General features: G+C 66.2%; 15 protein-coding genes. 5 read left to right on the forward strand and 10 right to left on the reverse strand.

Annotated features, from left to right (window positions below; all coding sequences use genetic code 11):
* Positions 1-330: 330 nt before the first annotated feature.
* A complete protein-coding gene (locus tag FHY19_RS02300; RefSeq protein WP_259161199.1) occupies positions 331-1,881 on the reverse strand; it encodes a VWA domain-containing protein in 1,551 nt (516 codons plus the stop codon).
* A gap of 186 nt (positions 1,882-2,067) precedes the next feature.
* Between FHY19_RS02300 and rtcR the strand changes: the two genes are divergently transcribed.
* Positions 2,068-3,678: an RNA repair transcriptional activator RtcR gene (gene rtcR, locus FHY19_RS02305; RefSeq protein WP_259161204.1), complete on the forward strand. Its 1,611-nt coding sequence runs from the start codon at positions 2,068-2,070 to the stop codon at positions 3,676-3,678.
* A 211-nt stretch (positions 3,679-3,889) separates the two neighbouring features.
* Here the strand turns inward: rtcR and FHY19_RS02310 are convergent, their stop codons facing one another.
* The 7 genes from FHY19_RS02310 to creD all read right to left on the reverse strand — a co-directional run bounded on the left by FHY19_RS02310 (position 3,890) and on the right by creD (position 10,677).
* Positions 3,890-4,408, reverse strand: coding sequence for a transcriptional repressor (locus FHY19_RS02310; RefSeq protein ID WP_259151553.1), 519 nt, complete (start codon positions 4,406-4,408; stop codon positions 3,890-3,892).
* A gap of 13 nt (positions 4,409-4,421) precedes the next feature.
* Positions 4,422-5,825: a glutamate--tRNA ligase gene (gene gltX / locus FHY19_RS02315; protein WP_259161213.1), complete on the reverse strand. Its 1,404-nt coding sequence runs from the start codon at positions 5,823-5,825 to the stop codon at positions 4,422-4,424.
* Positions 5,826-6,069: 244 nt separating this feature from the next.
* Entirely contained in the window at positions 6,070-7,161 is a 1,092-nt protein-coding gene (locus FHY19_RS02320) for a DUF3616 domain-containing protein (RefSeq protein WP_259161215.1), read from the reverse strand.
* 153 nt (positions 7,162-7,314) lie between these two features.
* Complete coding sequence (locus FHY19_RS02325; protein ID WP_259161216.1) at positions 7,315-8,211, reverse strand: carbon-nitrogen hydrolase family protein; 897 nt, start codon at positions 8,209-8,211, stop codon at positions 7,315-7,317.
* A gap of 69 nt (positions 8,212-8,280) precedes the next feature.
* The gene (locus tag FHY19_RS02330) at positions 8,281-8,883 is read right to left on the reverse strand and encodes a GNAT family N-acetyltransferase (protein WP_259151559.1); all 603 of its coding nucleotides are present in this window, start codon (positions 8,881-8,883) and stop codon (positions 8,281-8,283) included.
* Positions 8,884-8,930: 47 nt separating this feature from the next.
* On the reverse strand, positions 8,931-9,350 hold the full coding sequence (locus FHY19_RS02335; protein ID WP_259161217.1) for a hypothetical protein: 420 nt from the start codon (positions 9,348-9,350) through the stop codon (positions 8,931-8,933).
* Positions 9,351-9,357: 7 nt separating this feature from the next.
* Positions 9,358-10,677 carry a cell envelope integrity protein CreD gene (gene creD, locus FHY19_RS02340; RefSeq protein WP_259161222.1) on the reverse strand — a complete coding sequence of 440 codons (1,320 nt, stop codon included), beginning with the start codon at positions 10,675-10,677 and terminating at the stop codon, positions 9,358-9,360.
* A gap of 432 nt (positions 10,678-11,109) precedes the next feature.
* Here creD and FHY19_RS02345 point away from each other — a divergent pair, with 432 nt between their 5' ends.
* A complete protein-coding gene (locus FHY19_RS02345) occupies positions 11,110-11,922 on the forward strand; it encodes a C1 family peptidase (RefSeq protein ID WP_259161223.1) in 813 nt (270 codons plus the stop codon).
* Positions 11,923-12,174: 252 nt separating this feature from the next.
* On the opposite strand, the gene creC is transcribed toward FHY19_RS02345, so the two are convergent.
* Both creC and creB read right to left on the reverse strand, forming a co-directional pair.
* Positions 12,175-13,623 (reverse strand): two-component system sensor histidine kinase CreC, encoded by a 1,449-nt coding sequence (creC, locus tag FHY19_RS02350; RefSeq protein WP_259161231.1) that lies wholly within the window; start codon positions 13,621-13,623, stop codon positions 12,175-12,177.
* Positions 13,624-13,672: 49 nt separating this feature from the next.
* Positions 13,673-14,377 carry a two-component system response regulator CreB gene (gene creB / locus FHY19_RS02355; protein WP_259151567.1) on the reverse strand — a complete coding sequence of 235 codons (705 nt, stop codon included), beginning with the start codon at positions 14,375-14,377 and terminating at the stop codon, positions 13,673-13,675.
* A gap of 190 nt (positions 14,378-14,567) precedes the next feature.
* On the opposite strand from creB, the gene rlmJ reads away from it, so the two are divergent.
* The 3 genes from rlmJ (at position 14,568) to mfd (ending at position 20,587) form a co-directional block, all read left to right on the forward strand.
* The gene (gene rlmJ / locus FHY19_RS02360) at positions 14,568-15,476 is read left to right on the forward strand and encodes a 23S rRNA (adenine(2030)-N(6))-methyltransferase RlmJ (protein WP_259151568.1); all 909 of its coding nucleotides are present in this window, start codon (positions 14,568-14,570) and stop codon (positions 15,474-15,476) included.
* Positions 15,477-15,862: 386 nt separating this feature from the next.
* Positions 15,863-16,405, forward strand: a complete 543-nt coding sequence (locus FHY19_RS02365; protein ID WP_055849802.1) for a GNAT family N-acetyltransferase — start codon at positions 15,863-15,865, stop codon at positions 16,403-16,405.
* Positions 16,406-17,116: 711 nt separating this feature from the next.
* Complete coding sequence (mfd, locus tag FHY19_RS02370) at positions 17,117-20,587, forward strand: transcription-repair coupling factor (RefSeq protein ID WP_259161236.1); 3,471 nt, start codon at positions 17,117-17,119, stop codon at positions 20,585-20,587.
* Positions 20,588-20,738: the final 151 nt, after the last annotated feature.

Raw genomic sequence — 20,738 nt, forward strand, 5'->3', positions numbered from 1 at the left:
TCGAACCCGCGACCATGGAGTTTCACTTGCATTCGCACGACAACGCAGACAACAAGACCGACGGCGACCACGACAACGGAGATGAAACATCCTGCTCTAACCAGCTGAGCTACCACCCCACACAGGGTGGGCGGGACTCGAACCCGCGACCTGGAGCGTAAGAGGCTGTAGTTTCATCGGCATTCGTGACCGCCGACGGTGAAACCTGTAGGTGGCAACCAGACCATGACACTGCTGCCAGGTCAGTCGCTACCGCTTAATCGCCACATGGCATTTCTGCCACCACCCGGCGGGCCCCATTGCCCGCCGGGTCTGCACACGTCCGTGTGCTCACAGCTCGATCGAGCCGATCCGCTCGACCCAGCGCGTCGCACCTGCACCCTGCGCTGCGAACGTCGCGATCAGGTCGAACACCGCATCGCTGAAACCGCCGACATGCAGGATGTCGTCGCGCTCCAGCGTCTGGCTGGTCGCGACCGGCTGCAGGTCGATGCACACCATGCGGGCCTGCGGACAACGCGCCTTCAACCGCGTCCATTCCTGCATGGTTGCCGTTGCTGCACCACTGCGGGTATCGCGCCAGCTCTCGTTATCCGACACCATCACCAGCACATCCACCTGGGCCCGCATCGCATTCAAGTGCGCCAGCGGCGCACTGATGCTGGTGCCGCCCCCGCATTGCGCCGCCAACTGCTGCGCCTGGGCGAGCACGCTGTCGCGTGGATTCAGCCGCAGCGAACGCACCTGCGTATCGAATGGCAGCACCGCGGCTTGCGGGTTCGTACGCTGCATGCACGCGGCAATCAACGCCGCCACATCCACGCAACGCACGCTGGTGGTCGCCCCCTTGCGGTAGCCGGTGACCGGCGATGCCATCGATCCTGAGACATCGACCGCCACCACCACCTTGCCCTCCAGCACCGGCACCTGCCGGGTCGCGATCTCCATCGCGTCCTGCAATGCCCCACCGATCTGCGGGGGCAAGCCGCTAGCCGCGGTATAGGCCATCTGCAATTGATAAGGAAACACGCGGGCACGCTGGATCTGCTCCGGATCACGCAGACGCGCAGCCAGCTTGGCCACCATTGCCGCATCGGCAAACACACCATGACGCGCAAACGTGTTGAGGTTCATCCGCAACGTCTGCCACGACACCCGCTCCGCCAGCAGCGCCCAGTGCGCCCGGGTTAACGGCAATGCCGTGTAGTACTGGAACGGCAGATCCGGCAACGTCTCGCCCGGTGCACGCTTGAACGCCTCGTACGCCTGCAGCACGGCCGGCAATGCGGTTTCCTGGTAGGGCTTGCCGATGACCCACGCATACAGGGCCTCGCGCTCGGCATCGGCCGGCTTCGGGTGCACCATGCGGATCACGTCTGCCAGCGACGGCTGCTGCCCGATCGCCGCCTGCACGATGGTGGCCACCGACGCCTGCTGCAACCACTGCCGCACCATGCGCTTGGGCAGCGAACCCAGCGACTTGCGCCCGACCTGGCCACTGCGCACGATCTGCACGAAGTTGCGCAATAGCCGGCCGTTGTCGACAACGCGGGGAAACGCACGGGCAAAGACCTCAGCGTCGCGGGTGGTCAACGTCGCCAGCAACAATGCCGGCATGTCCTTCATGTGCGCTACCTGACGGGCATAGATCGCGGTCTGCGCAACGAATGCCGGCGGAACCTGTTCGCACAAGGTCAGCACCTGCTGCAACTGCGCGTCGGCGCTCGCATAGTAGGTGCCGTTGAAGCAGCCGGTAGCCGCATACAACGCCAGCGCACCACGCGGCGTGCGCTCGTAAGCGCAACCGCCGGCCTCGTTTCGCGCAGTCGCCTTGGTCAGCAACGCGCCCCGCAGCGAGGAGAAGAGTTGAAGATTGGCCATGTCAGGCTCCTGGCGGGAACTGCCCGCAGTGGGTGATGAACCCTGTAGAGCAATGCGCGTGCCAACTTTGGTTACTAGTTCATAAGCCACTGTTTCATAAAAGATTATTTTTATTTTGATGGCACGGCCCTACAGCGTATTTTCGGTTTTTCGTATACTTCAGGCGCGCTTTTTATCTGGATAGATATGGATAGGACCAAGGTCATTTTCGGCATGCTCGGCGTGCAGCTGGATGCCGGCACCGGGCCGGGCCGCTGGGAAAAATGGCGCCCCACGGTGTCGCTGGGCATGCATGACGACTTTCTGGTCGGCCGCATCGAACTGCTCGCCGATGCACGCCGCCATGCAAGATTGGCGAGTGTCGTCCGCAACGATCTTGCCCAGGTGTCGCCAGACACCCAGGTGCAGCAGCACGACACCTACCTGGCCGACCCTTGGGACTTCGAGGGCGTTTACGCCACCCTGCACGACTTCTTCGCCAGCTATACGTTTGCGCCGGAAGAAGAGGACTACTACCTGCACATCACCACCGGCAGCCACGTCAGCCAGATTTGCTGCTTCCTGCTGACCGAGAGCCGGCACTTCCCCGGCCGGCTGCTGCAGACCTCACCGCCTCGCAAGCAAGGCAGCGGCGAGGCGGGCAGCTATGCGGTGATCGATCTAGACCTCTCCCGCTACGACCGCATTGCGCAGCGTTTCGCGCAACAGCAGATGCAGGACCGCGCCCTGCTCAAAAACGGCATCGCCACGCGCAACCCCGCGTTCAACCGGATGATCGAGCAAATCGAGACGGTGGCCACGCGCTCCAGGGCGCCGATGCTGCTGATGGGACCCACTGGCGCCGGCAAGAGCCAGCTGGCCAAGCGCGTGTTCGAGCTGAAAAAACTCAAGCACCAGCTGGGCGGACGCTTCGTGGAGGTGAACTGCGCCACGCTGCGCGGCGACGGCGCCATGAGCACCCTGTTCGGCCACACCAAGGGCGCCTATACCGGGGCGATCAGCGATCGCCCCGGACTGTTGCGATCCGCCCACCAGGGGCTGCTGTTCCTGGACGAAATCGGCGAACTCGGGCTCGACGAACAGGCCATGCTGTTGCGCGCCCTGGAGGAGAAGCGCTTTTTGCCGGTCGGCAGCGACAAGGAGGTGGACAGCGAGTTTCAACTGATCGCCGGGACCAACCGCGACCTGCAGCAGCAGGTACTGCAAGGGCGCTTCCGCGACGACCTGCTGGCACGCCTTAATCTGTGGACCTACCGCTTGCCTGGACTGGCCGAGCGCATGGAGGACATCGAGCCGAACATCGATTTCGAACTGGAGCGGTGGTCGCGCGAACAACATCAGCGGGTCGCCTTCAACCGCGAGGCGCGTGCGCGCTACCTGGCCTTTGCGACCAGCACAGAGGCGCGCTGGAACGGCAACTTTCGCGACCTCAGCGCCTCGGTCATGCGCCTGGCGACACTGGCCAATGCCGGCCGTATCCAAAGCGAACTGGTGGAAGAAGAAATCATCCGCCTGCGCCAGCAGTGGAAGGGCGCCCACGCGACGTCGCCGCTGGAGGCCTTGCTGGGCGATGGCGTGGAACAGCTGGATCGCTTCGATCGCGTGCAACTGGAAGACGTGGTGCGCCTGTGTGCGCGCAGCAAGTCGCTATCGCAGGCTGGCCGCGAGCTGTTCGCGGTCTCGCGCGGACAGCGCGCCAGCACCAATGACGCCGATCGCCTGCGCAAGTATCTGGCGCGCTTCGGCCTGGACTGGGAACAGGTGCGAACGAGTCCAGACACCACAGCGCAACCCTGAGGCCGCAAGGCCTCAGGGTTGCAAGGAAAGCTACTGCCCGAGCATCCCTCGCCGTGCCAGGCGCATGTTCTTTCCGGGACGCGAACGCGCGCTGCCTGCATGCCGTGCCCGGAGTCGCCCGCCATCTGCCCGCATTGCCGGGGCAGAACCAGGCAACGTCTGCCCGCGACAACGATCACCGTGCCGGGCAGTGACTGCCGCCCGCGCGCGATTAGTCGGCCACCGCGCACTTGGCGCACAGGCCGTGCACTTCCAGCGTCTGCGCCTGCGGCTGGAAGCCCAGCGCCTTGGCGCGCGCTTCCAGTTGCGCCACCACGTCGCGGTCTTCCAGCTCCACCGCGCTATGGCAGCGGTCGCAGATCAGGAACGGCACCGAGTGCTGGGCGCTGTTGGGGTGGTGGCAGGCGACGAAGGCATTGACCGACTCGAGCTTGTGCACAAAGCCATTCGCCATCAGGAAGTCCAGCGCGCGGTACACCGTGGGCGGGGCATCTGCGCCCACGCCCTTGCCTTCGCGCACCCAGTCCAGCAATTCGTAGGCCTTCACCGGTTTGCCGGCATCGGCGATCAGCCGCAGCACGTTGGCGCGGATCGGCGTCAACCGCAGGCCGCGTTCGCTGCAGGCGCGCTCCACCGCGCGCACGAAGCTGTTGGCATCGTCGACGTGGTGATGCGGGGCCGTGCAGGCGTGTTCCTGGTCGTGCGTTCGGGTGTGCGTGTGCTTGGTCATACAGGCTCCGGCGTCAGGCCGCTCCTATCTTGATGAGTGCCGCATCGATGCGTTTCAAGGCACCCTCGCGACCGGCCAGGTACACCGTCTGCGAAATGTCCGGGCTGACCTGGGTGCCGGTGATGGCCACACGCAGCGGCTGGGCGACCTTGCCCATGCCCAGTTCCAGCGCCTCGGCGGCGGCGTGCAGAGCGGCCGACACGCTCTCCACACTCCACTCGCTCAGCGCAGCCAGCATCTCGCGCGCCTTGCCCAACGGCACTTCCGCACCCAGTTTCAGGTGCTTGATCACCGCCGCTTCGTCGTACGTTTCCAGCGGCTGGTACCAGACCACGGCCTTTTCGGCCATTTCCTTCAGGGTCTGCACGCGCTCGCGCAGCGCCACCACCACATCGGCCGCGGCAGGGCCGGCGGCGATGTCCAGGCCGAGCTTGGCGAGCTGATATTCCAGCTGCGGCGCGATGCTGGCCGGGTCGTCGGTCTTCAGATAATGCTGGTTGACCCAGCCGAGCTTGGCCATATCCAGGCGCGCCGCCTTGGAATTGACGTCGGTGACGTCGAACAGGTCCAGCAGCTCCTGCCGGGTGAACAACTCCTGGTCGCCATGCGACCAGCCCAGACGGGCCAGGTAGTTGATCAGCGCATGCGGCAGATAACCGGCGTCCTTGTACTGCATCACGTCCGCCGCGCCGGTGCGCTTGGACAGCTTGGCGCCCTGCTCGTCCAGGATCATCGGCATGTGCGCGAACTTGGGCACCGGCGCGCCCAGCGCTTCATAGATGTTGATCTGGCGCGGGGTGTTGTTGATGTGGTCGTCGCCGCGGATCACCTCGGTGATGCCCATGTCCCAATCGTCCACCACCACCGCGAAGTTGTAGGTGGGAAAGCCATCCGGGCGGAAGATCACCATGTCGTCGAGCTCGCTGTTGGCGATCTCGATGCGGCCCTTGATCAGGTCGTCGAACACCACCGTGCCGCCGAGCGGATTCTTGAAGCGGATCACCCGGTTCGGGTCGTCCCGATACGGCAGCTGCTGCTCGCGCGCGGCGCCGTTGTAGCGCGGCTTTTCCTGCCTGGCCATCGCGGCCTCACGCATGGCGTCGAGCTCTTCGCGGGTTTCGTAGGCGTAATAGGCCTTGCCCTGTGCCAGCAATTGCTCGGCCACCTCCTGGTAACGGGCGATGCGCTGGGTCTGGTAGATCGGGCCTTCGTCATAGCCCAGACCCAGCCAGTCCATCGCCTCCAGGATGGCGTCGATGGCCGCCTGGGTGCTGCGTTCGCGGTCGGTGTCTTCGATGCGCAGCACGAACTGCCCGCCGCGGTGGCGCGCCTCCAGCCAGCAATACAGGGCGGTGCGGGCGCCGCCGATGTGCAGGTAACCGGTGGGGCTGGGAGCAAAGCGGGTGCGGCAGGTCATGGAACGCTCGGCGAAACGGGAGTGCGCCGATTTTACCTTGCGCAGCGTGGCCCTGCCCGGCCGGACGCTACGGCAGTGATGTCGGGGGCGCATCGGCCCTGCGGGACCCTGGCCGGCGCTGCCGGCACGCCCGCACCCTGCCGCGCAGCGCCTTCAGCCGCGCGCATCTGCGCTGCGACCAGGGCGGTTGCAGATCCACCCGCCGGCTGCACCACGGAGGCTGCAGCCGGCGCGTCGGCATGGCTTAGCGATTGCGCAACAGGTCGCCGTACACCACGCATTCGCCATCGCTGCGCACCGGGCCGGGCGCGTCGTACAACACCAGCCAGCTGGGGACCTTGCCGGCCAGCTGCGGCGGCAGATTGCAGATGGCCTCGGCGCGGTCGCTGTCGGTGCCATGCGGCAGCACCGCCGATTCCAGCAGTGCATGCTGAAAGCGCACCGCCTCGCGGTTGGCAGCCAGCACGGTGCGTGCATCCGGCCACTTGAACAGGCGGATCTCGCCGTTCAACACCATCGTGGGGCCGGCCAGCAGGTACAGATCGTCGCCGGAATAATGCAGATCGCGGATACCCAGCCCGCCCAGTTGCAAAAAGTGTTTGCGCAGCAGTGTGCCGTCCTCGTCCAGCGGCGCCAGGCGCAGATGGTCGCCATGCGCCTCCACCTGGATTTCCAGCAGCGCCGACCAGCCACGCAGCACCGGTCCGCGCAGGCCCAGCAGCAGGCGCTTGCCGTCGGCCACGATGCCTTCGATATCGAAGCCGTTGTCCTTGCCGGGAATCTTCAGGAACGGGCCGAAATGCGCGTCGTCGGCCAGCAGCTCGGTGAGCTGGTTGTGCTTGGCGTCGCCCTTGAGCCGCAGCGCGCGGCGGCCGTCGGCCGCTTCGCGCACCAGACGCGGAGTGCCGTCGGCATCGCGCTCGATCGGCAGGCAGGCCAGCAGACGGCGGTTGGCGTCGAGCTTGAGTTTGGTCAGGCGCTTGGCGTTGTCGGCGTCATCGCGGCCGGGCTTGGCGTTCTTGCGCTTCAAACCATGCGAGCCGATCACCCACAGATAGCCGTCCGACAGGCCCATGCCTTCCAGGTCGGCCTCCTCGGCGGCCTCGCCCGGAAGATCCAGCAGCTCGGCCAGCGGGAAGCTCTGGCCCTGCCCGAAGCGCAGCGTCTCGCGCTGGCCGGGCTGCAGCTTGCGCAGGCGATCCACCGCGCAGGCTTCGTCGCCAGCCACCCACAGCCAGTCGTCGGTGAACGCCGCGCCGGACAGATTGCTGTGCACCAGCGCGCCGGGTGCGAACTCCAGCCGGACGCTGTGCGGAATCAGGGTTTTCTTGGGCATGGGAACCTGGTGGGTGGTATTGCAAGGCTGGGCGATTGAATACCCGTGCAGATGGCTGCGCGGTCGCGGCCGACGGCGGCAGGGGCCAGGCCCCCGTCGCGTCTGCAGCCGCCGCGCCTGCGCACACTGCAGGTCGCAATCAATCGTGCTTGGTCAATCGAACACGGCCAGCTTGGCACGCGCCACTTGCGGCGCCAACTGGCCGGGCCAGTCGCGGTCGTTGGCCACCTGCGCGTGCGCGCGGCTGGCCTCGAACGCATCGAAGTCCAGCGCGGCATATCCCCAGACGGCGTCGGCGTCGGTTTGCGCCAGTACGCCGTCGGCGGAGAATCCCACATCCATCGGCGCAAACACCGCCGCCTCGCCGGTGTTGACGTCCAGCGCCGGGCTCCAGGGCGCTTCGCCGGCGGTGACCGATTGCGCGACGAACATGCGGTTTTCCAATGCCCGCGCCAGACACCCGACCCGCACCCGAGTGGCGCCGGCGGCAGTGTCGGTGCAGCTGGGCACGATCAACAGGCGCGCGCCGGCTTCGTACTGGGCACGTACCGGCAACGGAAATTCGCTGTCGTAGCAGATCGCAATCGCCGCACGTACCCCATCCAGGTCGAATACCTTCAACGCATCGCCCGGCTCGATCAGCCCGGTCGCCTTTTCGAAGCCGGTCAGTTGCAGCTTGTCCTGCCAACCGTGGCCGCCATCGGGCGTGAACCAGTCACTGCGATTGCGGTAGCGCCCCTGACCCAGATCCAGCAGAAAACTGCCGGCAATCACATGCAAGCGGTGCTGCCGCGCCAGGCCGGCAAACAGCTCCAACCAGGCAGCGCGCAGCGTCTGGATGGCCGCCAGCGACTCCGGCAGGCCGGCCGACACCTGCGTGCCGAAGCTGGCCGCCAGCTCCAGCGACAGATATTCCGGCAGCACCGCCACCCGCGCGCCGGCAACCGCGGCCTCGCCGATCAGGGCCGACATGCGCGCCGCGAAGGCGGCAAAATCCGCGGGTTTGCCGATCGGATATCTGGCAACGGCAACGGTGAGGGGAGCATTCATCGGCAAGATTCCTCTAACGGCGCTGGAGTGAGGCAATGGTGCACACCACCATGATCGGCTACGCCACGCTCAAGGGTTCAGCGCACGCGTCCACACACTCAAGCTGTGGTCGATCTGCCCGTGTTGCAACTCCGCCCACTCCAGCCGCACCTGCATGCCCGGCTGCGGCGCGTAGCCGCGCTTGCGCCAGAACGCATCGTTGGGCCGATAGTCGGCAGGCTTGCGCGGGTCGTCCGCTGTGCGCTCCACCGAACAGAACGCGGTGCGCGCAAAGCGGCCCAATGCGCGGGCATGCGCCTCGCGACGGTCGAAGAAGGCGTGGCCGATACCCTGCCCGCGATACGCCGGCAACAACACCGACTCGCCAAAATAGAACACGCTGGCCGGGTCGATGCCGCAGGCGCGAAACGGCGCATGGAAGGCCTCGCTGTCGTCGAGCAGCGGCAGGCCGGTGGAGGCGCCGATGACAGCCTCGCCATCGCGCGCCAGCACGAAGACGCTGTCGGGCGAGGCGGCATAGGCGGCCAGATAATCGCGCTCGTAGCCGGCATCGCCGTCGTACAGGTATGGCCATGCGCGGAACACCGCGATGCGCAGCTGCGCCACCGCATCCAGATACGGCAACACCGCGTTGCCGTGGACTGTCTCAACCATCAGGGAGGTGCCGGTCATGCGGCCATGGTAAGCCAGGCCGCGTCGCGCTGCTGCGCTGCCACGGCTCAACGCAGCCAGCCGCCGTGGTCTTGGGTGGCGTTGTCGGGCTGCTGCCACATCAGCCACACCGCCGCGTCTTCCTGGGCCACCAGCACCCCGAGCAGCGCATCGACGCTGCGCGCCCAGTAACTGCCGTTGCTCAAGCGCTGCCACGGCCCGTAGCCACGAACCGCTGCGTCCGCTGAAGGCGCCTGCCGCCGCGCCGCCTGCAAAAACCCACACCCATCCACGCGCAATGCCTGCGCAGTGCGCGCATGCAGGCGCAGGCCGATCACACCACGGCGGCCCTCGCGCGCCAGCGGCAATGCCGACAGCGGCGAGCATTCCCATTGCGGCAGTGGCGCTGCGGGAAGCAGCGCCACCGTGTCGATTCCGGCGGGCAACAGACGCTGCGCCCGCCGGTACACCTGTGCATGTGCGCGCATGCCGACCTCAGCGCAGGCTGTTGCCAAGCTCGTACCAGTCGACCTTGCGCGTCACCCACATGATGCTGGCCAGGATGCCGAACAGCAGCAGCGAGCCCATCAGCAACGCGTTGTCTTCGGAGACCAGCAGGCTATAGAGCACGCCATACAACGCCGTCAGCATCACCGAGAACCCGGCAGCGCGCACCCAGCTCCGCAACACACCGGACAGGTAGAAGAACTGCAGGCCGATGCACGCCGCCGCCGACACCAGATACGCCTGCCAGAACGCGATGTGCTCGGAAAGGCTCAGCAGCAGCAGGAAGAAGATCGCCAGCGCCAGGCCGACCAGCAGGTATTGCAACGGATGGATCGGCAAGCGCTTGATCAGTTCGAACAGCACGAACGCCACGAAGGTCAGCACGACGAACAGGATGCCGTACTTGCTGGCGCGATCGGCCTGGGTATACACATCCACCGGGTCGACCAGACGCACTTCCAGCGTATCCAGCGACGACTGCGACGACTGCAGCTGCGTTTGCGCACCGGTCGCCAGCGAGGACAACGACCAGCTCGCATCGAAACCAAGCTCGCCGATGGTCGGCGCATTCGGCAGGAAGCGCCCACCGAACAGCGGGTGCGGCCAGGCCGAGCGCAAGGCGATCTCGTTGTTGTCGCCAATCGGCGCGATGGCCAGGCTGCGCGTGCCATCCAGCACGAATGCCATGTCCAGCGTATTGCCATCGACCAGCTTGCCGGCCAGCGGATCGCCCAAGGGCTGCAGATCGGCGTGAATGCCGGCCGAGCGCGATGCCAGGCCGCCAGCGCCGCTTTCCAGCGCAAGCGTGCGGCCGTCCACCCGCAGCGTTGGCGTGCCGACCAGGCCGCGCACATCCGAAATGCCCACGGCCAGATGCGGCTGACCATAGCTGCGCCCGGCCACGGCCGGATACTCGAACGGGTCGAATTCGGCCTTGAGCTTGGCCTTCCAGGAATACACCTGCACGCGGAACAGGCCGATCTTGCGCTCGGACGGGGTCAGCTCGCCACTCAGGTTGAGCGTGCGCGGGGTCTGCAGCAGTTGTCCATCGCGCTTGCGCCAGACCTTGTGTGGCTTGCCTTCCTCGTCCGGCTCGGTCACCTGCACATCTTCGGTGTACGGCAGCACCCGCACCGGCGCGATGAACTGCTGCTCGCCGGCCTTGCTCTGCGCCACCCGCTCCACCGCCTGGTCGCGGTATTGCGCGCGATCCTGCACGGTGCCGCGAATCAGCAACAAGGGAATCAGCAACAACAGGATCAGCCCGCCGATGGTGGCGAACCGCAACAACAGTTTCAGGGATTTCATCGGCCATCCTCGTTCTGGGAGGTGGCCAGGGTGCAAGGCGCCGGTGTCGGGGGTTTGAGGTCAATTTGAAGCGAATGTGAAGTGCCACCTCTGCACGGGTGGCGGCCGACACTGCGACGCACACGGGAAATCCGGGTTTCCAGCCCTAAAACTGCAACGCAGGCCCGCCGTACGCTTCCGTTTCACCGATGACACTTCGCATCACCGCCGCGCCCGTTCGCCCCAGGCGCAAGGATGGGCACGCAGTTGCGCACTTCAAAGCCATCCAATCGTGTTCTGAGTTGTCTGGCTCACGGCTTTCCGATTGTGTCGTTCTTCCTCGTCCTTTGCGTGCACCGCATTGGTGCCATTCCACCCGCGTGCCAGCTTGCCGGCAGTGGTTTCAAACGTGCGCGCGACTGCATCCCTCTTTTAATCTGGAGTCTGCCTTCCATGAACAAGCAACGTTCACTTGTGCTTTGCGTGCTCGCCGCCCTGAGTTTGTCCTCCGCTGCGGCGCAGGCGGCAATGCACGGAATGGGTTTGAAACCATCGGCGTTGATGCAGCCGGTCACCCCGTTGTTCGGATCCGCGAGTGCGGCCCACCCCCTTCCCGCCTCGGTGGACCTGACTGCCTGGGCGATCGCACCGGGCGATCAAGGCCAGGTGGGATCCTGCGCATCATGGGCCACCGCGCACACCCTGACCGGTTGGTATGCCAACGCCAGCAAACAGGCGCAAACCCGCTTTGCGCCGATGTATCTCTACAGCCAGGTCAACGGCGGTGTCGATGAAGGCTCCACGCTGGAAGCTCCACTGGATGTCGCACTGGCGCAAGGTATCGACACCGAACAGCATTATTCGTGGGGCAACTACAACTGGAAGAACCCGCCCACCGCCGCCGACCGCGCCAACGCGGCCAGGAACCCCACGCCTTATCGCAAATACACCGTGCTGTATGCAGGCGATGGCAATGGCGGGCGACCGCTGATCGAGCAGATCAAACTTGCACTGGCCGCGTCCACGCCGGTCGCCATCGGCTTCTATGTCCGGCAGGGTTTCGAGGACCTCACACCCAGCAACCAGGTCGACTACGACATCAAGACGCCGATCCTGGGCGGGCATGCGGTGATTGCACTGGGTTACGACAGCGATGGGCTGATCGTGGAGAACAGCTGGGGCACCGAGTGGGGCAACAAGGGGTTTGGCAAGCTGTCCTGGTCGGTGGTTGCCAAGGACGTCATCGGTGCCGACGTGGTGCATTAGCCCGTTGCGGATGCGCGCTGTGATGCGCGGCTGATACGGATACGGCATGTGCGCTGGTGCATGCCGCATTCCGCACCGGGAGGCCGCTGCTCTCAGCGAGATACTGCTGCACGAAATTCGACCAGGCCGCTACCAGCCGTTGCCAAGACGACTGCGCAGCCGGCGCGTGCAATCAGCATGTAGCACGTGCACTTCCTGGCTCCTGCGCATTGGCCATCCCATCTGACCAGGCTCGCGTCGTGTCAGCTGCGCTTAGTCGATCGGCAAGCGCAGGGTCGCAATCGCACCGCCACCGGCGCGATTTCCCAGCGCCGCATCGCCGCCATGCAGGCGTGCCACCTCGCGCACGAAGGGCAAGCCGAGCCCGGAACTGCGTTGCCCGGTCTGTGGGCGCGCCAGCGAGTAAAAGCGTTCGAAGACGCGTTCGATGGCGTAATCGGGCACACCACTGCCCCTGTCTTCGACCGACAGCCGCCATTGCGCTGCGTCCATCTGCGCACGCAGCAGCACGCTGCTGCCCTGGGGCGAAAACGCAATTGCATTTTCCAGCAGATTGATCAACGCCTGACGCAGTAGAAACCCGTCGCCGGATACGTACTGCTCGCCGTCCGAATCGGGCAGCGCGGCAACCTGCAGTTGCACGCCCGCCGCGGTGGCGCGCGGCGCCACTGCCTCCGACGCCGCCTGCAGCACGCCGGCCACGGCAATGCGCTCGCGTGTCTGCAGCCAGCCGTGCTGTTCCACCTCGGCCAGCGCGAGCAGCTTGTCGATGGTTTCGGTCAGCCGTTGTTCCTGCGCGCGAATGCTGGCAACAAAATGCTGGCGATCGGCTTCCGGCAACGGTTCGGTCAACAGCTCCGATGCGCCACGGATCGCCGCCAGCGGGCTTTTCATTTCATGCGTCAGCGACTGCACGTAATGCTCGACGTAGGCCTTGCCTTCCAGCTTGCGGCGCATGGTTTCCAGCGCCTGACCGAGGTCGCCGATTTCATCGCCGCGCGGTTTGGGCGGCGGCACCGGGATGCCGGCGCTCACGGCCTGCGCATAGCGGTTGAGCCGGCCGATGCCGCGCATCAACCACCACGTCATCAGGACGCCAATCAATGCGGAAATGCCGATCAACCAGGCGCCGCGCTGCAGGATGTTGCGTTGGCTGGCCTCGATGAACGGGTCGATGCTCCGATTGGGCTGGGCGAGCGTCAGCACGCCGATCAACTTGCCGGGTTGGTCGGGCGCGTAGATCGGGGCAGCCACATGCATCACCGTTGCGGTCGGATCGCCATCGAGTTCCGGGCTGGAACGCGCGCCGTATTCGCCACGCAAGGTGCGGTAGACATCGTTCCAGCGCGAGTTGTCGCGGCCCACGTCGCGGCCCAGCGAGTCGAAGACCACCACGCCGCGCGCGTCGGTCACGGTGACGCGGTAATCCACATGGTTCTTGCGGAAGCGCCACACCCAGGCCTTGGGCTCGCGCTGCTGCGCCTGCGCCAGGTTGCGCGCAAAACGGCCGTCGACGATGTGCCCTGCGGCCAGGTCGCTGCTGGCCATTTCCGCCAGCACGTTGGCCGCATCCACCAACGTGGATTCCATCGCCTGGCGCACGCCCGGTTTGACCTCGTTGACGAACACCCGCATCACGAAGAACGCGGCCAGGCCCACGATCAGGAAAAACCCCAGAAACAGCTTGAGACCTAGCCGCATGTCAGCGCGCCGCTCCGCTCAACCCAGCATGCGCAGACCGGCCCATCGCCTACAGCTCCAGTGCGTAGCCAAGGCCACGGTGGGTGCGGATCGGGTCGGCCGGCACGCCGGCCAGGCGCAGCTTGCCGCGCAGCGTCTTGATATGGGTATCGACGGTGCGATCGGCGCTGTCGGCGCTGGCATCCCAGCCGCGATCCATCAACTGCGCCCGGCTCAGGATCGCACCGGGCCGTTGCAGCAACGCGGCCAACAGCGCGTATTCGTAACGGGTCAGCGGCAACAAGGCATCGCCATAGCGGATGCGGCTGCCTTCGCGGTCGATCGCGAACGCGCCATGCGGCTGCCAGCCCGGCTCGGCCACTGCCGCCACGCTGCGGCGGCGCAGGCGTGCGCGCACCCGCGCCACCAGCTCGCGCGGGGAGAACGGTTTGGCCATGTAGTCGTCCGCGCCCAGCTCCAGCCCGAGCACGCGGTCGATCTCGTCGTTGCGCGCGGTCAGGAAGATCACCGGCACCTCGCTGAAACTGCGCAGGGTGCGGCAGACCTCGAAGCCGTTGATGTCCGGCAGGCCGACATCCAGCACCACCAGATCGGCCGGGTCGGCACGCAGCCGCGCCAGTGCCTCGCGGCCCAGCAGGCAATGCTCGGCCGCATAGCCTTCGCTGCGCAACGCGTAGAGCACGGTATCGGCAATGGCGGCTTCGTCTTCGACGACGAGCACGCGGACGGAAGTGTCGGACATGGCGCGCAGCATAGCCGCATGCCGGTGCGGCCAATAGCGCGCGTGCGGCCAGGCCGTAGAAGCTCCCAGGCCTTGGCGACAGATGGCCGGGGCGGCGCCGCCATCCTGGCGTGCCGCCCTCACGGCCATGCCGCCGGCACATCCCGCCACGCCGCATACCAGCGCGCAGCGCAAAGGGCCGCACACGCTCTACACTTCCCGGATGAACTATCGCCACGCCTTCCATGCCGGCAACCATGCCGACGTGCTCAAGCACATCGCCTTGCTGGCGCTGATCGACACCCTCAAGCGCAAGGACACGCCGTTCTTCGTGCTCGACACCCACGCCGGGCGCGGCCGCTACCAACTCGGCGGCGAAGAAAGCCGCAAGACCAACGAGGCCGATGATGGCGTGATGCGACTGATGGCCGAATCCACCTTGCCTGAGGTGGTCGAACGCTACCTGCGCGCCGTGCAGGCCGACAACCAGAGCGTTGCCCGCCCCGCCACGCCCGGACAGAAGCCGGCGCGCCCCACGGCCGGCATCCAGCTCAATCATTACCCCGGCTCGCCGCTGCTGGCCGCCCAGGCCCTGCGCGAACAGGACCGCATGGCGTTCTGCGAATTGCAGCCGGACGAGGCTCAGGCGCTCAAAGGCCTGTTCGCCAAGGACAGCCGCGTGCGCGTGCATGCCGGCGATGGCTATGCCGCCATCCGCGCGTTTTTGCCGCCGCGTGCCGGCGACGCCAGGATCGGCCGTGGGCTGGTGCTGATCGACCCGCCCTACGAGTCGCAGGACGCCGAGTACCAGCAGATCATCCACAGCGTGCGCGAGGCACTGGCGCGCTGGCCGCAGGCGATCTGCATGGTCTGGTACCCGATCAAGCTGCGCCGCAGTCTGCAGCCGTTCATGCGCAAGGCCGCCACGCTGCCGGCCAAGTCGGTGCTGGTGGCCGAGCTGCAGGTACGCCCGGACGACTCGCCGCTGCGCCTGACCGGCAGCGGGCTGTTGATCGTCAACGCGCCCTGGCAGTTCGACCAGGTGCTGGCGCCGGCCTTGCCGGTGCTGAAGAAGCATCTGGGCGAACCCGGCGCCTCGACCCGGCTGGAGTGGCTGCGGCAGGACGCCTGATCCACCGCCGGCCGTCGCCGTGGCCGTGGCGGCCAAGTAGCGGGACGGCATGCGCCGGCAGGCCGCTGACTGTCACCACGCCAGGCCCCTGGTGCCGACTCGCGGCATGCGCTGCGTGCCAGCACCGGGCTGTCCCGGACTGACTGCCCGGCCGCCGGGATGGCGCGCAGAATCGCCCGGTTGCCACGTCGCCGCCCGGACGTGGATTGACCGCACCGGGCCAGCGCCTGTCCCGACACTCTCACGACTGGCTCACGGCTCGGCTCGTTACAGTTGCGTGGGAAGCACTGCCACCCCCTTGTTGGCCCTCTGCGGCGCACCGGATTCATTCACGGTTGCGCGCCGGGCTGGTGCCAGAATCTTCCGATCTTTAAGGAACACCGGTCATGGCCATTCGCAATCGCATGCCCCCCTGGCATGAAAACTTCAGCCTGCCCAATGGCCGCACCCTTCTGCTCCGCCCGATCCGTCCCGAGGACGGCCCGCCGCTGCAGGGGGCTTTCAGCCTGCTGGGACCGGAGGAAATCCGCGCGCGCTTCGTGCGCTCCTCCGCCGAAATCACCCCGGAGATGGTGCAGCGCCTGACCCATCCCAATCCCAAGACCGAGATCGTGCTGGTCGCCGCCGAGCAGTTGCCCCCGGGCGAAGCCCTGGTGGGCGCAGTGGCGCGTGCGGCGCTGGTGCCCGGCACCCGCCAGGCCGAATACACCATCCTGGTCAGCAGCTTCGTCGCCGGCCAGGGCCTGGGCCGACAGTTGATGCGCAAACTGGTGAAGTGGGCGCGCCGCAAGTATCTGGACTGCCTGTTCGGCGACGTGCTGCAAAGCAACGTGCCGATGCTGCAGCTGGCCGAATCGCTGGGCTTCAAGCCGCAGGCGCATCCGGATTCGCCGGAGCTGGTGCGCATGGTGCTCGAGCTGGATGCCTGAGGGGCTGGGATTGGGGATTCGGGATTGGGGATTCGTGAAGCGGCTTGGAGCGGTTGATCTGCGGCTTGGCTACCGGGCCCTTGCCCGCCCACCATCGCGGGACACGCCGTGAATCCGTCCATGGAGGCTCTTACGCGGCATCCATGCCGCGTAAGGTCCCGCGACGGTGGGCCGTCAAGGACCAGTCGAGATGGTCGGTGTGCCTAATTTATGAGCAAGGCATGACGTGCGCTGGTTGGATCCGTGTGCGTCGACCGGCTTCCCACCACCTTCCCACCGCAAGCCGAGCAACAGACAGGCTTTTTAACGCGCAACCTGAAAACGTCCCGCCTGCCACCGCAGGCCGAGCAACACGCCTTCAAGAAAGCCGCCGACCAACTATCTGGTGCGGTGCCCTCGCCGCTTGCGGGACCGTGTGGCGGCATGGATGCCGCCACCGAGCCTCCAGGGACGGATTCACGGCGTGTCCCGCAAGCGGTGAGGGCGCCGCGCACTCGACGCACCAAGCTTTTGATTGGGCTCTTGATTGGGCATTTGACTACGCCTCCGGCAGCATCCGGTCCAACGGTTTGCTTCCCAGGGCTTGCCCGACGCAGGCGCATCGATACCTGAGACGGGACTCTGCAGCACGCTTGTGTGCAGAGGTTCATCCCCGGGCTTTCACGCCGGATGGACCGGCCGCGGCAGGCGCTCTGATAAAATTACGGGCTGATGCCGTCGCCAACCACTTTCCCCTCTCCGCCGCTGCCCAAGTCCGGCCAGCTCCGCGCCTATTGGCGCGCTCCGTCTTCGCCGACTGCGCTGGCCTGGTCGATCGCGCGGGCCGCCGAGGCGCATGCCGGTCCGCTGCTGGTGATCGCACGCGACAACCAGAGCGCGCATCAGATCGAGGCGGATCTGCATGCCCTGCTCGGCGAGCACGCCACGTTGCCGGTGGTGCCGTTCCCCGATTGGGAGACCCTGCCCTACGACCAGTTCAGCCCGCACCCGGAAATCATCAGCCAGCGCCTGGCCGCCCTGCACCGCCTGCCCGGCCTGACCCGTGGCGTGGTGATCGTGCCGGTGCAGACGCTGATGCAGCAGCTGGCACCGCTGAGCTACATCGTCGGCGGCAGTTTCGATCTGAAGGTCGGGCAGCGGCTGGATCTGGATGCGGAAAAACGCCGACTGGAAAGCGCCGGTTACCGCAACGTGCCGCAGGTGATGGACCCGGGCGATTTTGCCGTGCGCGGCGGCTTGCTCGATGTGTTTCCGATGGGTGAATCCACGCCGTTGCGGGTGGAGCTGCTGGACGAGGATATCGACTCGATCCGCGTCTTCGACCCCGAATCGCAGCGCTCGCTGGACAAGGTCGATGCCGTCAAACTGCTGCCCGGCCGCGAAGTGCCGATGGACGATGCCAGCATCGAGCGGGTGCTGGCCTGCCTGCGCGAACGTTTCGACGTGGATACCCGCCGCAGCGCGCTGTATCAGGATCTGAAATCAGGCCTGGCGCCGTCCGGCGTCGAGTATTACCTGCCGATGTTCTTCAGCAAGACCGCCACCTTGTTCGATTATCTGGACAAGCGCGTATTGCCGCTGGTCGCCACCGGCGTGTCCAATGCAGCCGATGCGTTCTGGGCGCAGGCGCAGAATCGCTACGAGCAGCGCCGCCACGATGTGGAACGCCCGCTGCTGCCACCGGACGAGCTGTATCAATCGCCAGACGCATTGCGCGAGCGGCTCAACAAGCTGGCGCGTATCGAGGTGTGGGCCAGCGACCACGCGCGCATCGACGAGGCCGCCGCGCTCGGCGAGCAACCGTTGCCGCCGCTGCCGGTTGCCGCAAAGGACGCGCCGGCCGGCCAAGCGCTGGCGTCGTTCCTTGGCCATTATCCGGGCCGTGTGCTGGTTGCCGCCGATTCGGCCGGCCGCCGCGAAGCGCTGATGGAAGTGCTGGCCGCCGCCCAGCTCAAACCGGATGTCGTGGCCGATGTGCCGGCTTTCCTGGCGGCGCCCAAACTGCGTTTCGGCATCACCGTGGCAGCGCTGGAAGACGGCTTTGCGCTGGACGACCCGCAGATTGCGGTGCTGACCGAGCGCCAGCTGTTTCCCGAGCGGGCCAACCAGCCGCGCCGCACGCGCCGGGTCGGGCGTGAGCCGGAAGCGATCATCCGCGACCTGGGCGAACTGTCCGAAGGCGCGCCGATCGTGCACGAAGATCACGGTGTGGGCCGCTACCGCGGGCTGATCGTGCTCGACGCCGGCGGCATGCCCGGCGAGTTCCTGGAAATCGAATACGCCAAGGGCGACCGGCTCTACGTGCCGGTGGCGCAGCTGCACCTGATCAGCCGCTATTCCGGTGCCTCGGCCGAAACCGCGCCGCTGCATTCGCTGGGCGGCGAGCAATGGACCAAGGCCAAGCGCAAGGCCGCCGAAAAGGTCCGCGACGTGGCAGCCGAGTTACTGGAAATCCAGGCCCGCCGCCGCGCGCGCGCCGGTCTGGCCTTGCAGGTGGACCGGGCGATGTACGAGCCGTTCGCGGCCGGCTTTCCGTTCGAGGAAACCGCCGACCAGCTGGCGGCCATCGATGCGACGCTGCGCGACCTGGGCAGCAGCCAGCCGATGGACCGCGTGGTCTGCGGCGATGTCGGCTTCGGCAAGACCGAAGTGGCCGTGCGCGCCGCCTTTGCCGCCGCCAGCGCCGGCAAGCAGGTCGCCGTCTTGGTGCCGACCACCTTGCTGGCCGAACAGCATTACCGCAATTTCCGCGACCGCTTCGCCGACTACCCGATGAAGGTGGAAGTGCTGTCGCGCTTCAAGAGCACCAAGGAAATCAAGGCCGAGCTGGAGAAGGTCGCCAGCGGCGACATCGACGTCATCATCGGCACGCACCGCTTGTTGCAGCCCGATGTGAAGTTCAAGGATCTGGGCCTGGTGGTGGTCGACGAGGAACAACGCTTCGGTGTGCGGCAAAAAGAAGCGCTCAAGGCGATGCGCGCCAACGTGCATCTGCTCACGCTCACCGCAACGCCCATCCCGCGCACGCTCAATATGGCCATGGCCGGCTTGCGCGATCTCTCCATCATCGCCACCCCGCCGCCGAACCGGCTGGCAGTGCAGACCTTTATCACCGCCTGGGACAACACCCTGCTGCGCGAGGCATTCCAGCGCGAGCTGAGCCGCGGCGGGCAGCTGTACTTCCTGCACAACGATGTGGAAAGCATCGTACGCATGCAGCGCGAGTTGTCCGAACTGGTGCCGGAGGCGCGCATCGGTATCGCGCACGGGCAGATGCCCGAACGCGAGCTGGAACGGGTGATGCTGGATTTCCAGAAGCAGCGCTTCAACGTGCTGTTGTCGACCACGATCATCGAATCGGGCATCGACATCCCCAATGCCAACACCATCATCATCAACCGCGCCGACCGCTTCGGTCTTGCGCAGTTGCATCAGCTGCGCGGCCGCGTCGGCCGTTCGCATCACCGCGCCTATGCGTACCTGGTGGTGCCGGACCGGCGCTCGATGACCTCCGATGCGGAAAAACGCCTGGAAGCCATCGCCTCGATGGACGAGCTGGGCGCGGGCTTTACGCTGGCCACGCACGATCTTGAAATCCGCGGCGCCGGCGAATTGCTCGGCGAAGACCAGAGCGGCCAGATGGCCGAGGTCGGTTTCAGCCTGTACACCGAGCTGCTGGAGCGCGCGGTACGCAGCATCCGCCAGGGCAAGCTGCCCGACCTGGATGCCGGCGAAGAGGCGCGTGGCGCCGAGGTGGAGCTGCACGTGGCCTCGCTGATTCCCGAGGATTACCTGCCCGACGTGCATACGCGGCTGACGTTGTACAAGCGCATTTCCAGTGCGCGCGACCCCGATGCGTTGCGCGAATTGCAGGTGGAGATGATCGACCGCTTCGGCTTGCTGCCCGACCCGGTCAAGCACCTGTTCGCCATTGCCGAGCTCAAGCTGCAGGCCAACGCGCTGGGTATCCGCAAGCTGGATCTTGGCGAAAATGGCGGGCGTCTGGTGTTCGAGGCCAAGCCGTCGATCGACCCGATGACCATCATCCAGATGATCCAGAAGCAGCCCAAGCTCTACACCATGGATGGCCCGGACAAACTGCGCATCAAGCTGCCGCTGCCCGAAGGAGCGGATCGGTTCAATGCCGCACGCGGTTTGATGGCTGCGCTGGCACCGGGCTGAAGCGCAACGCTGCGTTTGACGGCGTTGCAAACAGACTCAACAACACCGGGCACCATGCAGGCCGGCAAGCGCCACCGTTTGCATGACGTGCGCGCGCGCCTGTTCCGATATCGCGCCCATCTGCATCACCCGCAACGGGCTCGCAACCCTT

Source organism: Xanthomonas sp. 4461 (assembly GCF_024806475.1).
Lineage (GTDB): Bacteria > Pseudomonadota > Gammaproteobacteria > Xanthomonadales > Xanthomonadaceae > Xanthomonas > Xanthomonas arboricola_F.

Coding starts and splice junctions, on each gene's coding strand:
- FHY19_RS02300 (WP_259161199.1), bottom strand. CDS start 1,881: ATGGCCAATCTTCAACTCTTCTCCTCGCTGCGGGGCGCGTTGCTGACC.
- rtcR (WP_259161204.1), top strand. CDS start 2,068: ATGGATAGGACCAAGGTCATTTTCGGCATGCTCGGCGTGCAGCTGGAT.
- FHY19_RS02310 (WP_259151553.1), bottom strand. CDS start 4,408: ATGACCAAGCACACGCACACCCGAACGCACGACCAGGAACACGCCTGC.
- gltX (WP_259161213.1), bottom strand. CDS start 5,825: ATGACCTGCCGCACCCGCTTTGCTCCCAGCCCCACCGGTTACCTGCAC.
- FHY19_RS02320 (WP_259161215.1), bottom strand. CDS start 7,161: ATGCCCAAGAAAACCCTGATTCCGCACAGCGTCCGGCTGGAGTTCGCA.
- FHY19_RS02325 (WP_259161216.1), bottom strand. CDS start 8,211: ATGAATGCTCCCCTCACCGTTGCCGTTGCCAGATATCCGATCGGCAAA.
- FHY19_RS02330 (WP_259151559.1), bottom strand. CDS start 8,883: ATGACCGGCACCTCCCTGATGGTTGAGACAGTCCACGGCAACGCGGTG.
- FHY19_RS02335 (WP_259161217.1), bottom strand. CDS start 9,350: ATGCGCGCACATGCACAGGTGTACCGGCGGGCGCAGCGTCTGTTGCCC.
- creD (WP_259161222.1), bottom strand. CDS start 10,677: ATGAAATCCCTGAAACTGTTGTTGCGGTTCGCCACCATCGGCGGGCTG.
- FHY19_RS02345 (WP_259161223.1), top strand. CDS start 11,110: ATGAACAAGCAACGTTCACTTGTGCTTTGCGTGCTCGCCGCCCTGAGT.
- creC (WP_259161231.1), bottom strand. CDS start 13,623: ATGCGGCTAGGTCTCAAGCTGTTTCTGGGGTTTTTCCTGATCGTGGGC.
- creB (WP_259151567.1), bottom strand. CDS start 14,377: ATGCTGCGCGCCATGTCCGACACTTCCGTCCGCGTGCTCGTCGTCGAA.
- rlmJ (WP_259151568.1), top strand. CDS start 14,568: ATGAACTATCGCCACGCCTTCCATGCCGGCAACCATGCCGACGTGCTC.
- FHY19_RS02365 (WP_055849802.1), top strand. CDS start 15,863: ATGGCCATTCGCAATCGCATGCCCCCCTGGCATGAAAACTTCAGCCTG.
- mfd (WP_259161236.1), top strand. CDS start 17,117: ATGCCGTCGCCAACCACTTTCCCCTCTCCGCCGCTGCCCAAGTCCGGC.